This is a genomic window from Acinetobacter lwoffii (assembly GCF_015602705.1).
GTDB lineage: Bacteria > Pseudomonadota > Gammaproteobacteria > Pseudomonadales > Moraxellaceae > Acinetobacter > Acinetobacter lwoffii_E.
Genome location: NZ_CP059081.1, coordinates 1991702 through 2005936, shown reverse-complemented (window position 1 = coordinate 2005936; position 14235 = coordinate 1991702). Strand labels below are relative to the sequence as shown.

General features: G+C 43.3%; 14 protein-coding genes. 5 read left to right on the top strand and 9 right to left on the bottom strand.

The genetic code is table 11. The features are described 5' to 3' along the window. Nucleotides 1-202 precede the first annotated feature (202 nt). Entirely contained in the window at nt 203-901 is a 699-nt protein-coding gene (locus tag H0S56_RS09690) for a pirin family protein (protein ID WP_114541932.1), read from the bottom strand. 180 nt (nt 902-1081) lie between these two features. Next, the gene (locus H0S56_RS09685) at nt 1082-2305 is read right to left on the bottom strand and encodes a L,D-transpeptidase family protein (protein ID WP_195724941.1); all 1224 of its coding nucleotides are present in this window, start codon (nt 2303-2305) and stop codon (nt 1082-1084) included. 205 nt (nt 2306-2510) lie between these two features. Between H0S56_RS09685 and hemE the strand changes: the two genes are divergently transcribed. From hemE to H0S56_RS09660, 5 genes are all read left to right on the top strand, one after another. After that, nucleotides 2511-3581: a uroporphyrinogen decarboxylase gene (hemE, locus tag H0S56_RS09680; protein WP_004646388.1), complete on the top strand. Its 1071-nt coding sequence runs from the start codon at nt 2511-2513 to the stop codon at nt 3579-3581. A gap of 10 nt (nt 3582-3591) precedes the next feature. After that, nucleotides 3592-4395, top strand: a complete 804-nt coding sequence (locus tag H0S56_RS09675) for a DUF817 family protein (protein ID WP_004646389.1) — start codon at nt 3592-3594, stop codon at nt 4393-4395. Nucleotides 4396-4538: 143 nt separating this feature from the next. Beyond that, on the top strand, nt 4539-5009 hold the full coding sequence (locus H0S56_RS09670; RefSeq protein ID WP_004646390.1) for a DUF3015 family protein: 471 nt from the start codon (nt 4539-4541) through the stop codon (nt 5007-5009). Nucleotides 5010-5086: 77 nt separating this feature from the next. Continuing rightward, on the top strand, nt 5087-6973 hold the full coding sequence (locus H0S56_RS09665) for an Lnb N-terminal periplasmic domain-containing protein (RefSeq protein WP_195724940.1): 1887 nt from the start codon (nt 5087-5089) through the stop codon (nt 6971-6973). Between the two features lie 198 nt (nt 6974-7171). Next, nucleotides 7172-8569, top strand: coding sequence for a diguanylate cyclase (locus tag H0S56_RS09660; RefSeq protein ID WP_195724939.1), 1398 nt, complete (start codon nt 7172-7174; stop codon nt 8567-8569). Nucleotides 8570-8580: 11 nt separating this feature from the next. On the opposite strand, the gene H0S56_RS09655 is transcribed toward H0S56_RS09660, so the two are convergent. From H0S56_RS09655 to H0S56_RS09625, 7 genes are all read right to left on the bottom strand, one after another. Continuing rightward, nucleotides 8581-9141 (bottom strand): DUF4385 domain-containing protein, encoded by a 561-nt coding sequence (locus H0S56_RS09655; protein ID WP_195724938.1) that lies wholly within the window; start codon nt 9139-9141, stop codon nt 8581-8583. Nucleotides 9142-9255: 114 nt separating this feature from the next. Beyond that, nucleotides 9256-9690 carry a hypothetical protein gene (locus tag H0S56_RS09650; RefSeq protein WP_004646396.1) on the bottom strand — a complete coding sequence of 145 codons (435 nt, stop codon included), beginning with the start codon at nt 9688-9690 and terminating at the stop codon, nt 9256-9258. Nucleotides 9691-10013: 323 nt separating this feature from the next. Further along, nucleotides 10014-10562 (bottom strand): GTP cyclohydrolase I FolE, encoded by a 549-nt coding sequence (folE, locus tag H0S56_RS09645; RefSeq protein WP_004730181.1) that lies wholly within the window; start codon nt 10560-10562, stop codon nt 10014-10016. A gap of 93 nt (nt 10563-10655) precedes the next feature. Next, on the bottom strand, nt 10656-11339 hold the full coding sequence (locus tag H0S56_RS09640; RefSeq protein ID WP_005246851.1) for a Smr/MutS family protein: 684 nt from the start codon (nt 11337-11339) through the stop codon (nt 10656-10658). 197 nt (nt 11340-11536) lie between these two features. Continuing rightward, a complete protein-coding gene (trpC, locus tag H0S56_RS09635; protein WP_044110283.1) occupies nt 11537-12343 on the bottom strand; it encodes an indole-3-glycerol phosphate synthase TrpC in 807 nt (268 codons plus the stop codon). 20 nt (nt 12344-12363) lie between these two features. After that, entirely contained in the window at nt 12364-13410 is a 1047-nt protein-coding gene (gene trpD, locus H0S56_RS09630; RefSeq protein WP_064095533.1) for an anthranilate phosphoribosyltransferase, read from the bottom strand. Between the two features lie 9 nt (nt 13411-13419). Next, nucleotides 13420-14004: an anthranilate synthase component II gene (locus H0S56_RS09625; RefSeq protein WP_004646400.1), complete on the bottom strand. Its 585-nt coding sequence runs from the start codon at nt 14002-14004 to the stop codon at nt 13420-13422. Nucleotides 14005-14235 lie beyond the last annotated feature (231 nt).

Below are 14235 nucleotides of genomic sequence, written 5' to 3'. Positions count from 1 at the left end.
ATATTCACCTAAATAATGCATTGCTTAGGTAAAAATGTGATGAGAATTGGTTGGATTTGTATAGGTAGCAGGCATAATTTTCTTAGTTAGGAAACCTTATTATGATATTGCCACCTATTATTTCTTATTTACGATTATATGTATAAAAAATGGCTATTAATCACTGGGATCAATAGCCATTAGAGCTGAGAGCTTTAAAAGCTTAGTTGGGTACTTCCGGCAAATCAAACCAGATCACTTGCGCATCTTCGCTTGCTTTAATTTCTGTATCATCTAGAAAAGCAATTGCGCCGCCAGCTTCAACTGTATGTTCAGCGATCTGGACAGTGCCAGAAACAACATGTACATAATTAATATGCTGGGTCGCTTTCACTTCCAGACTTTGGCCTTGCTGAATCACCGCAGTTTTGACTTCGGCATTCTGACGAATATGCATCGGTGCATTGTCATTCGGACCACAAATCAAATGCCACTGGTTCGGTTGCTCATGCGGGTCAAGACGGATTTGCTGATAGTTCGGCTTGGCATCACGTTCATTTGGAATAATCCAGATTTGCAGTAAATGGACCTGTTCGTCGCCTTGGTTCATTTCACTGTGCCGCACACCTGTTCCTGCACTCATCAGTTGCCATTCACCCGCAGCGATTCCGCCATGATTGCCCATGCTGTCCTGATGGGTAATGGTTCCTTTCAGCACACAGGTCAGGATTTCCATATTGTCATGTGGATGCGTTCCAAAACCCTGATGTCCATCAATCAGGTCATCATTAATGACACGTAAAGCGCTGACACCCATATACTTTGGGTTATACCAGTTACCAAATGAGAAACTGTGTTTAGACTCCAGCCAGCCCATTTTTACATGACCACGATTTTCGCTAGGATGTAGAAAAGCATTCATGATTTTATCTCGACATTATTTTTAACTTGAGATCATCATACTGTCGTTTTATAACTGAAAAAATCTCAAATAGGCGACAGATCATTGCATTTTTGCAACGAAAGAGCTGAAAGTAAACATAAGGAATAAAAAAGCCCGCTCAAAAGCAGGCTATTTTTATTCAAATCGGCAGACCGATCATCATTCTAAGAAACGAACCGTTACCCCAGATTTGACTTTACGGCCAAGATCATTGGCATCCCAGTTAGTCAAACGAATACAACCATGTGACGCTGTTTTCGAAATGGTAGACGGGTTTGGTGTTCCGTGAATACCAAATGATTTCTTGCTTAAACCAATCCAGATATTCCCGACAGGACCGTTAGGACCCGGTGGTAAAGATAGTGGTTTTAAGTTTTTACCTTGTACAAAGTTAGACGGTGAATAGCTGTACCAAGGGTTTGGTGCAACACCTGTTACTTTATAGGTTCCGGTCGGAGATGGTGTATCCGCACTACCAATGGTGGCAGGGAATGACGCGATCATTTGATTTTTACTGTTAAATAAGTACAGTTGTTTCGCACCTTTATGTGCAACAATCAAGTGAATACCTTCAGGCAAGTCATTACGTACATTACTGACCAGTAATTTTTCCCCAACTTTATTAAAGTTAGCATTTGGATTGAGTTTCTTTAAGAAATTCTCATCCATATGGAATTTTTCACTCAACATTTCACTGACACGTGTGTAGTACAAGCCTTTCATTTTCGCCTGTAACGCATAATCTGAAGGAATAGACTTGGCAAATGGGCCTGCCAGATCTTTTTCAGTAATGGTGTATTCAACAAAGGTTGGCTTGGAACCCTGACGTGCAACTAGTTTATCCCAGGTTTCCTGAGTCAAAACACCGGTTGGCTTGATGCCATTCATTTGCTGGAAAGATGCAATGGCTTTTAGTGTATTTTTACCGCTGGTTCCGTCAATCGCACCTGGTGATGCATGGGCATTATTCAGCATGACATGCGCACGTGCGTAAACTGGGAATTGACCTGCACCGATATTTTCATACCATTGGGCATTGTTTAAACCGTCTAAAGTCCAAGAAGCTTTGGTCATCGCAGAGTTAGTCGGTGCTTTGGTATTTGGTGCTGCGCCAACAGAGGCAGTCTGATCTTCGGTATCCTGTAGCTCATTCAGCTCTTCAGATGCCTGTTTTAAGTCTTGTTGTTCTTGTGCAGTAATTTGCGCTTCTGCAGGTGCTGCTTGGGCCGCTGAAGCTTCAGTTGCTAATGGATCAATCGGATCTTGCACTGCAACATCAGTCACCACTTGGGGTTTTAATGGTTGTTCAGCAGTAGACGCGGCAAAAACTTGACCTGCGAAAATGCAACCTAGACTCACAGCGAGCATTGTGCGAACGAACATGTAACTCAACCTTAAGAATTATTTCTTTAACTATGTGAAAAAACACTATAAGTATTACAGAAAAAATGTGGAGATGCAGTAGTTGTTTTGTGTAAATCACTAGGTTGCCGTTCAATCCGATCGGTTTTTAAAGTTGCCAGAAGTTATTAAAACTGCGGCCTTTTTGCTATGATGTTGGCAATGTCAAAGAAAGATGGGAATGTGAATGACGACCTTAAAAAATGATCGTTTTCTGCGCGCATTGTTGCGTGAGCCTGTAGATGCTACGCCAGTATGGATGATGCGTCAGGCTGGCCGTTATTTGCCTGAGTACCGCGAAACGCGTACCAAGGCAGGAGATTTCCTTTCGCTTTGCAAGAATACTGAACTGGCCTGTGAAGTAACTTTGCAGCCTTTACGCCGTTATGATCTTGATGCCGCGATTTTATTCTCGGATATCTTGACGGTTCCGGATGCTTTGGGACTGGGGCTGTATTTTGAAGCCGGTGAAGGCCCGAAATTTCACAAGACCATCCGTACCGAACAGGATGTCGCCAATCTGCCTGCATTTAATGCCAAGTCGGATCTGGATTATGTGATGAATGCCGTTTCGACCATTCGTTCAGCCTTGGGCGGTCAGGTTCCTCTGATTGGTTTCTCGGGCAGTCCATGGACTCTGGCAACGTATATGGTCGAAGGCGGTTCAAGCAAGGATTTCCGTTTTACCAAACAGATGATGTATGCGCAGCCTGAAGTTTTGCATGCTTTACTGGATCGTCTGGCTGATGCAGTGACTGAATATTTGAATGCGCAGATCTATGCGGGTGCACAAGCGGTACAGATCTTTGATAGTTGGGGTGGGGCATTAGCACATCGTGAATATATCGAGTTCTCGCTGAACTATATGCAGAAGATTGTCGCTGGTTTGCAACGTGAGAAAGACGGCCGCAAGATTCCGGTAATTCTGTTTACCAAAGGTGGCGGTCAATGGTTGGAACCGATGATTACGACAGGCGCAGATGCATTTGGTCTGGACTGGACCACGCCATTGAATGTCGCTCGTCAAACGGTTGCTGGTCGTGCAGCACTTCAGGGTAACCTGGATCCTGCAACTTTATATGGTTCATCAGACACCATCATTAAAGCGACAAAAGCCATGCTGGATGATGCCTATGCCAATGGCGAGAAAACCGGTTATGTTGCCAATTTAGGTCATGGTATTACCCAGTGGGTTGATCCGGCGAATCCAAAAGCATTTATTGATACCGTACATGAGTATAGTGCCAAATATCTTTAGGATGTAAACCTTGATCGATCTATTCAAATCAGGGTTTGAATTTACTTATAAGGCAGCTTCGGCTGCCTTATTTGGGATTTTACTCCTGCTCGCTTTTGCGCTGACTGCTTCTATGGGCAGCGATCTCTTCTTTGGTTTTTACCGGTATGACTATCTGCTTTTTTTTGCTTTGCTGATTCAGGTGATATTGCTCTATACCAAACTGGAATCCTGGGCTGAAGCCAAAGTGATTGCGTTATTTCATCTCATGGCCATGGTGATGGAAATCTTCCTGACCCATCCGGCAATTGCTTCCTGGCATTACCCTCAACCCGCAATATTTAAAATCCTGACCGTGCCTTTATTTGCCGGTTTTATGTATTCTGCGGTCGGCAGTTTTTTTGCGCGCTCTTTACGTCTATATCAGGTTTCATTTGAAAAATTGCCGCGTTTTAGCCATATGCTGACATTGGCTGTCTTGTCTTATATCAACTTTATGAGCAAGTTTTTTATTCCCGATTATCGGGTGATTTTATTTGTCTGGAGCGTGCTGATGTTCTGGAAAACCAGAATTCGCTTTCAGCTGAATCGGCATACTTTTCAGTTGCCGATGTTACCCGTACTGCTGATTCTGGCGTTTATTATCTGGATTGCCGAGAACATCAGTACCTTTTACCAGATCTGGCTCTATCCAAGCCAGATTGAGCAATGGCATATGGTGGGATGGGGCAAACTGGGCTCCTGGTATTTGTTGTTATTGCTGAGTCTGGTGTTAGTACTGAAAATCTTGGGACAGCGTAATTCACAAGGCGATTGGGCGCTCAAGGAACAGTAAAATCAATCAGGTTATGTTTATGTAAAGCATACATTTTTTCAATTGCGCCAAACTTGACTTGTCGCTACTCTGCTGAGTATGTAATTTAAATTACATTATTAGAGTAATAACAAAGATTGCATGAGAATAATTGGAGAATAACTATGTTGAAAAAAATTATGCTGGCGGCGGTATTGGCGACTGGTTCAAGCATGGCGATGGCTGACCGAGATGTCGGTTGTGGTATCGGAAGCCAGGTGTGGGCGGGTCAGTCTGGTATTATTCCTAAACTCTTTGCAGGTACGACCAACGTTCTGTTCACGAATCAGTGGCTCGGGATCACTTTTGGTACTTTAGGTTGTAGCCAGGGCGGTACCGTAACCGCTCAAGTGGTGACCTTTACCAATGAAAACGCTGAAACATTGGCGCGTGATATGGCAGTTGGAGAGGGTGAAAGCCTGAATGTTCTGGCTGAACTTTTGAATATTAAATCTGAAGATAAAGCTCGTTTCTTTAGCGTTTCCAAGCAGAATTTCTCTGAAATTTATTCCGAAGAAAACCAGAATACATTACAAGTTTTAAGCACCTTACAAACTGTGATGGCCAAAGATGAAGTATTGAAATCCTACATCTGATCCGCACCCTAAAAACCCTGCTGTTCTGGCAGGGTTTTCTTATGACTAAAAGAAATTGATGAGAATAAGTTAACTGAATGAAATATGCGTTCTTCATGTTGGGCCTGACATTCAGCCCTTTAAGTTTTTCTAGCGAAATTAATCCAGACATCCAGCATTATATCGCTCAGGCCGAAACTCAGCATCTGGATCAGAGCACTACCTGGCAACGTCTCATGTATGCCAATCCCCAAGGTCATAGCGAGGTTAACTATTCGGGCTATTTCCTGGCAGAGCAGGGAAAAACTGATCTAAAAAAAGAAATGCAGCATAACATTCAGGCTTTATTCCTGAGCGCAGAGCCGAATCAGTCCGTCCGCTGTAAGTTTCCTGCACGCAGCAGCTGGTTAATGCAGCAATTGAATATTTCCGAGCAACAATTGCCTGCGGTCAGTTGCCCGGATTTGGATAAATGGATTGGCGAGGTCAAGCCTTATCAGGCAACCCTGATCTATGCCACGGATTTTATGGGTAATCCCAGCTCGATGTTTGGTCATACCTTGTTGCGTCTGGACCCTAAAGACCAGCAACAACTCAATCTGATTTCTTATGCGGTCAACTATGCTGCGACGGTCGATGGCAATGACAACTGGTCCTTTGCCTGGAAAGGGCTGACCGGACAATATCCGGGTGAATATTCCCTGATGCCGTATTACCGCAAGGTCAAAGAATATGGTGACTTTGAAAGCCGGGATTTGTGGGAATATGAATTAAACTTAAGCCCGCAAGAAACCAGATTTTTGGTACAGCATCTCTGGGAAATGCAAAATGTAAGTTTCCCTTATTATTTTATCAATGATAATTGTGCTTATCGCCTGCTGGGGCTATTTGATCTGGTACGTCCCGAGTTAAATCTACAGAAACAGTTTAATTCGACTGCGATTCCGATTGAAACACTGAAAGTCGTAGAACAGCAGGGTTTGATCAAACAGAAAGTTTACCGTCCAGCGCTTGAAACTCAATTGCTGGCTCAATCCAGACAGCATGGCAAAGCGCTGGCAAAAACTGCGCATCAGTTAGCTTATGCAGAAACAGGTGTAATGCTTTCAATTTTGCAGCCTTATCCGGCAGAAGATCAGGCCAAAATTCTGGAAATGGCCTATGATCATTTATATCTGGACTTTCTTCGACAAAAAGTCGATGAATCTTTTGCTCAACCACGTTTTCGCAAGTTATTAGGCTTAAGAAGCCAGCTAAATGTCGAGAAACAGCGTAAAGCACCGGAACGTTCAAAAATAGATCCGGTACAAAGCCATCATGCACGCAATATCAGTCTTCAGGCCGGACAGGTTCAGGGTGAATCTTTTGTCCAGCTTGGACATCGGCAGGCCTATCATGATCTTATTGATCCGCAAGGCGGTTTTCGAACCGGCACACAATTGCTGTTTCTAGATGGGGCTTTGCAATATCGTGACAGTGAACTCAAGCTGGAACATCTGGATCTATTTGCCGTCAATTCCTATAATCCGGTCAATCCATTTAATACGCCATTATCTTGGGGTTTTAATCTGGGCTGGAAACAGGAGGCACTGGATGCGCATGGCCAGTTTAGTGAAAATGAACAACATGGCGTCGCTAGCTTAAAAACTCAGGGCGGTTATAGCTGGGCAAATGCCAGCCGTGAATATCTATGTTATGCACAAATGCAAACTCAGCTACAGGCAGGCAAGGTACTGGATCAGGGCTGGCGGGTAGGTGCAGGCCCTACTGTGGGGTGCCAGAATATCTGGAGCGATCAGATCAACAGTCTGGTGCAGGTGGAACTGCCTTATTGGGAAGATTCGCATCGCTGGCAGCTGAAACTGAATACTGAACTCCAATACGCATTCAATCCACAACATGCACTTCGGCTGTCTTGGGAATATCAGCAGCAACAAGCCAAAGACTGGGATCAATGGATTCTTGGTTTGATCCGGTATTTTTAAGATTGAGTCAAAACTGATTAACACTATTCATAAAGTGCTGTGTATCCATGAGGCTGCTGTTCGGTTTTCCCTTGTATAAAAAAATTGGCTAGGTTGGGTACAAATAATCTGGTCGATATTTTAGGAAAAATACCTGATATTTGTTATATTTGTCACATAATGTGAGTGCGAATTGCAAGGTTTTGGGGAACAGACAGTATGAATAATGAATGCATGGCAAGACTGGCCGAGCAATGGGAACAGATCTGTCAAAATTATTCATCTGATGACTTATTGCATGCCTTTCACTTTATTCAAGATCATTCCCTGATTCTGGTGGAAGAATTCTATAAAAACATGCTCATTGAAAAGGAATCTGCAGAATTCTTTTCCGATGACTTGATTCAACAGCGCTTGCGCGACACTTTAAATGCTTGGCTACTTGAAAGCTTTAGTGTGGGAATTAATAAACGCTATGCCGATGCCGTGCAGAAACAGGCGATGGTGGGGCATGTGCATGCGCGTGTCGGAATTCCGTCTTGGCTGATCATGCGCGGTGTGCGTGAAATTGAGCGTAAAATGTTTGAACTGCTGGATGAGAATCCTCACCACAGTATGTTGACCACCTGCAGTTATATTGTCCAAATCATGGGATTTGCCACAGAAGTCATGTGCCGATCTTATGAAGCCAAAACAGCCATGAATCAGGAAATTAAACACAGTTATCGTGTTTTTTCAGCGATGCAGGATGTGGCCGTACAAAAAGATAAACAGCGCAGCTCATTGCTGGACTGGGAAAATGAGCTCATGTTCAAGGTCTTTTCTGAGCATGAGAAATTGAATCATTCGATGCTGTCCAAGTCGGAGTTTGGTTTATGGTTTATCCATAAAGCCTCTTATGCTTTTACCGGTTCTGACCAGGTCGATTTAATCATTGAACGAATTTATCAAGTCGATGAACTTAATCAAGAGATCATGGACTGTACGGACAAAAACAATATGCTGGGACTGATCCAGCAGATCCGTGACTTAAACCGCGAAATTCAGCTGCTGGTGGACCAGTTATTTCAGGTGGCCGAATATATTGAATCCGGTAATGATTCATTGACCCAGTTATTGAATCGTCGTTATTTGAATACGATTATTTCACGTGAAATCACTTTTTCCCGCAAGAATCATACGCCTTTGTCTTTACTTGCCATTGATGCCGACTATTTCAAAAGTATTAATGACAAATTTGGACATGCAGCAGGTGATCTGGCCTTGAAATTTCTGGCCGAAGCATTGCAAAAATACAGTCAGGGCAGTGATTATGCTTTCCGGGTCGGCGGCGAAGAGTTTTTGCTATTACTGGTGGATACTGATGAGAAACGTGCCCTCAATATCGCCGAAAGTATTCGTAAATATATTGAAAATGGCATGATTAATTCGGCACAAGGTCAGCAGTTTAAATTTACGGTCAGTATTGGTTGTGTGCTTTATGATGGACATCCGGATTATCAGCGCTTCCTGAATGCGGCAGATTCTGCCTTGTATATGGCCAAGAACAACGGGCGTAACAGAGTCTATATGACTCATCAGTCCCTGAACCCAGTCGCACAGCCACTCTCAGTTTAAATGAAAGGTTTTTATCCAGTTGCAGACTGCTGCTCTATAAATTCCTTAAATTTCTGTTTTTGCTGAAGATATTTGGGATGATTTTTAGCTTCATCCCATTTCTGTTTAAAGATTTTGGCAGCAGCGGCTTTAACCGGATCTTCATGATTACGTGGCAGCTCGGAACGACCATGTGCACCACTCAAGCCTTTTTTATCCTCCGGAACCGGGCCATCGTATTTTTTGCCACCTTTATGATTGGCATAACGTCGGGCACGGGTGAAACCCATCTGTAAAAACTTGCGTGCCATGTCCGCACCGATAAAATCTTCTTGCTTTAAATAGTCTAGAAAAAGCTGATAGATTTTCTCGCTACTGGCTTGTGCTTTTTCTTCATCTGCAAAGCGCCAGTGCGGCAGGATTTCTGATTTATAAGGCTCAACCAGTAATACACCTTGTTCACCACGGCCAATCCGGTAGAGCTCCGGTCGTTTGCGGAAATTAACCTTTGCAAAGTCCAGAGAATAATCAAAACTATTCGAAACTACACGTGACGGACGTTTTGGTGGCGCTACTTTGGCAGATGGCTTCATATTCGGCCTTTTCTGAAATTTAAAATTGCTCAATATTTCAGCTAATACAAATTATAAAAATAAAGGGGCAGGATACAGAAAAGCCCCTGTCATTTAGAGCTAGGGGCTTTCATTTTACTTCGATTTTTTTGAACTGGTCTTCGAGGTTTTAGCCTTGGTTGACTTGCTCTTAGAGGAGCTACTCGACTGCTTTTTAGCAGGCGCCGATTTTTTTGAAGAAGACTTTTTCACTTTAGTGTCGTCTTTACTCTTGTTGCTGCTTTTCGCTTTAGCCGGTTTTTTCGCGGAAGAGGTCTTTTGGTCTTTCGCTTTATCACTGGCTTTTGAGCTCGAATTTTTCTTCGCCTTCACTTTTTCATCTTTGCTGGCATTGTCTTTCTTAGAAGATGCCGCTTTAGATTTACTGCTCGCCGCTTTTTTAGTGACTTTGCGATCACTGTCTTTGTCACTACTCTTATTCGACTTTTTCAGTTTCTCATCTTGGGTCTTTTTAGCAGTTTTTGCTGATTTTTTGCTGTCTTTCGCCTGGTTATTTTTACTATTCGCCATGGTTACTTTCCTTATCATTAAAAATCAATCAGAAAGATATAAAGCGCTTTGCTGTATATCAACTTCAAATTACTTTAATGGGAGAGCGGCAGGATTAAAACTTTATCGTGTATCCAAGTGTAGGCTTGTTGCAAACACAAGCAGGAATTGTTCGAGTTCCAGACTAAAATATAGCAAGTTTTGGGACAGGTCTTTAAACCCTGTTACCAGATGTCATTTATAGCAAGTGAGCTTTTGAATTAAGTATTGATATCCTCTTCCTTTAAAAGCAAAAAACCCCGAATGATCGAGGCTTTGAGTAACTTATTTTTAAGCTTTAATAATTAATAGCTTTCTGGAACCGCACTTAAAAATTCACGACGTGTTTCTTTGTCGGTTTTAAAATCACCAATAAATGATACCGTACGTGTGGTTGATTCCTGCTTGCCTACACCGCGCATCATCATGCACATGTGTGCAGAATCAATCATTACTGCAACACCGCGTGCTTTGGTGACTTCAGCCACTGCTTCTGCAATTTGCTGAGTCAGATTTTCCTGAATCTGCAAACGGCGTGCAAACATTTCAGTAATACGGGCAAATTTAGACAGGCCTAAAACATGACCTTCTGGCAAATAGGCGATATGTACGCGGCCATAAAATGGCAATAAGTGATGCTCACATAGCGAATAAAATTCGATGTTTTTGACCAGTACCATTTCACGGTTATCGGAAGGGAAGACCGCCTTGTTGGTCACTTCTTCAAGTGTCTGGCTATAACCCGAGGTTAAATATGAAAATGCTTTCGCAGCGCGCACAGGCGTATCTTTGAGACCAGGGCGATTTAGATCTTCGCCAACGGCAGTAAGAATGTTTGCGTAGGATTGCTGCATAGTCATATGACGTATTCACTTAAACTGAGAATGAACAAGGACGGCATTGTAGCAGAAAACTTTTACAATGCCTTGTTTTGAGGCTAAAACCGTTTACTGTTTGAACTTTGGATTCTTTTCTGCACGTTTGAGCAGAACCAATACCGCACCGGTACCACCTTGCTTTTCAGGTGCACTGACAAAAGCCAAAACATCGCGATGCTGACGCAGCCAGCCGTTGACATAGGTTTTTAAAATCGCTTCTGGACCTTTACCATGTACGATTTTAATCACGTTCTGGTTTTCATCTTTGGCGATCTGGATAATCTGCAGCACGGCTTGACGCGCTTCTTCCACGGTACAGCCATGCAGATCCACAGCTTCAAACCAGCGCAAGTTACCGGCTTTCAAGTCTTCAAACACTTTATGCTGCAAGGTGGCGATGCGATAGCTCAAGTTGGCCTGACTGCCGACAGGATTGAGCATGGCCTGAGTATCTGATAAAGCCATTGCCTCTGTTTCCAGCGGGCCAGTAGCCGCTGCACGCTTTGCCAAGATTTGTGCATCCGGCTTTTTCTTGCGTGGTTTGTCCAGTTGAACCGTATTTCCCGATTCAATTTTTTGTACGCCCTGCATTTGCTTGCGGAATAATTCCAGTTCTTCTAACGCTTCTTGCTCGACAGTCTTTTCAACAGGTGCAGCAACGACCGCAGGCGTTTGCGGCTGTGTAATTTGCTTCTTAAAAGATTTCAGCAGGTTGTACTGATCTTTAGATAATGAAGAATCGTGTTTACTCATAATGTAAAAACAAGGGAGATGCGGAATTTACAAGAATTATAGTCTGAAAATAGACAAAGGAGAACTGAATTGCGTTCATGACATTGCTGAGGATTTTAAATACGCTCGAGAATCTATGATCTACTTTTCAATATTGAAAATAAAAAAGCCCAATCCTGAGATTGGGCTTTTTTAATGCTTAGGTGAGCATTTACATTTTAAACCGCTTCAGGCTCACCAAACAGATCGCGGAAAGCATGATCCGGACGTGGTTGTTTCATGAAGCTTTCGCCGACCAGAAAGGCGTGAATATCATTTTTCTGCATCATCGCAACATCCGCAGGTGTGGCAATACCACTTTCAGTCACCAGCAGGCGTGAAGGGTCCAGTAATTTTTTCAAACGTAATGATGTGTTTAAATCGACATCAAAGGTTTTTAAATTACGGTTATTCACGCCAAGCAGACAACGATCAGAAAGCTTTAAAGCACGTGATAGTTCTTCTTCATCATGAACTTCAACCAGTACATCCAGATGATGTTCAAATGCAGTTTTGGACATTTCTTCTAACTGCTGGTCAGACAGGCAAGCTACAATCAGCAAGATACAGTCTGCATGCAGAGCACGTGCTTCAATGACCCCATAAGGGTCAATCAGAAAGTCTTTACGCAGCGCAGGCAGGTCGCAATGTGAACGGGCAATCTGAATATTGTCATCATGACCCTGGAAAAAGTCTACATCGGTCAGCACCGATAAACAGGCTGCACCTGCATCCTGATACTGTGCCGCAATTTCCGCAGGGTTAAAATTCTCGCGAATAATGCCCTTGGATGGCGAAGCTTTTTTTATTTCAGCAATCACACCAGGACGTTTCGACACTAAAGACCGGGCAAAACTACGTACAGGTGATGCACCCTGAGCCAGCTCCTCCAGATCTTTATAGCTTTTCTGCTTTAAACGTAGGGCAAATTCTTCTTTTTTACGGTCAACAATCTTGCCTAAAATTGTGTTTGCGATATTCACCATGATCAAAATCCCTGACCGAATTAAGCTTCGTAATGTTTAATGGTTTTGGTAAATTCAGACAGCACACTCATTTTTTCAAGTGCCTGACCGCCATAAATAATGTCATGTGCCAGCGCAACACCTTGCTTATAGCTGCTGGTCAAACCGGAGACATAAATACCTGCACCAGCATTCAGCGCGATCATGTTCGCTGCTTTATCACCGATGTCTGATTTCTTCTTGCCCAGCGCATCTTTGATCAAAGCCAGACTTTGCGCAGAATCTTCCACAATCAGTCCGGTCAGGGTTTGCGACTCAATATCGACCGATTCAGGAATAATTTCCCATTCAGTGACTTCACCATTTTTCAGTTCAGCAACATGAGTTGAAGAGGCAATACTGATTTCATCCAGACCATCACGTGAATGTACCACCATCACATGTTCAGCACCGAGCTGTTTCATGACTTCCGCAATCGGACGGCAGAGTTCATTGGAAAATACGCCAATGACTAAACGATTTACTCCGGCCGGATTCGTAAGCGGGCCAAGTAAATTGAAAATACTACGAATTCCTAATTCTTTACGTGGGCCGATTGCATATTTCATGGCTTGATGATGATTCGGCGCAAACAGGAAACCGACACCAACGTCACGGATACAGCGTTCAGTCTGCTGCATGTTCAGGTCCAGGTTAATCCCGGCCTGTTCCAGTAAATCCGACGAACCTGATTTGGTCGAAACGCCGCGGTTACCATGTTTGGCAATGGTTGCGCCCGCTGCTGCAATTACAAATGCAGAAGCAGTAGAAACATTAAACAGGTTCTGGCCATCACCGCCTGTACCCACGATGTCCACTAAATATGGAATATCACTGACATCAATTTTGGTAGCCAGTTCACGCATAACACGTGCAGCTGCAGTAATCTCATCAATGCTTTCGCCTTTAAGGCGTAAGCCCATCAGCAGAGCACCAATCTGGGCATCGGTCGCTTCACCTGACATGATGGCACGCATCACGTCTTGCATTTGATCCTGGGTCAGGTGAATGTTTTTAGTAATATTGCTTAAAGCTTGTTGAATATTCATAAGGTGTTCTTAGGCATAAATTTCGAGAAAGTTTTTAAAGATTTGATGACCATGCTGGCTCAGAATCGATTCAGGATGGAACTGCACGCCTTCGACCGGCAATGTCTTATGTTTCACACCCATAATTTCTTCCATGGAGCCATCCGCTTCATTGGTCCAGCAGGTGACTTCCAGGCATTCAGGCAAGGTGGCTTGATCAATTACCAGTGAATGATAGCGCGTTGCAGGAAATGGAGAAGGAAGATTGCTGAAAATCCCGGTATCACTGTGGTACATATCAGACAGACGGCCATGCATGACACGTTTGGCACGCACGATATCACCGCCAAATGCCTGCCCAATACTTTGATGACCAAGACAAACGCCCAGTAAGGGAATTTTGCCAGCAAAATGCTGAATCGCAGGAATAGAAATCCCTGCCTCACTTGGCGAGCATGGGCCGGGACCAATCACCAAATACTTGGGTTGCCATCGCTCTATATCTTCCAATGTCACGGCATCATTACGGACTACTTTTACTTCTTGATTCAGTTCGCCAAAATATTGGACGATGTTATAAGTAAAGGAGTCATAGTTGTCGATCATTAAAAGCATGAGCTTAACCTATTGAAATTAATGCACTTAACTGTGCTAATGTTGTCCAGATCGTACTTTATTTATACGTGTTGCAAGCACTTGCCTGACACAACTAAATCATTGATTTCATTGTGTGAAAATAAAGCACGCTTCATCATAGCAAAAAATAGCCCCATTCGGCGCAACAATTTCGCTCAATTTATTGGCTTTAAAAACCTGTAGATAATTAAATAAAATTTTATAATGATT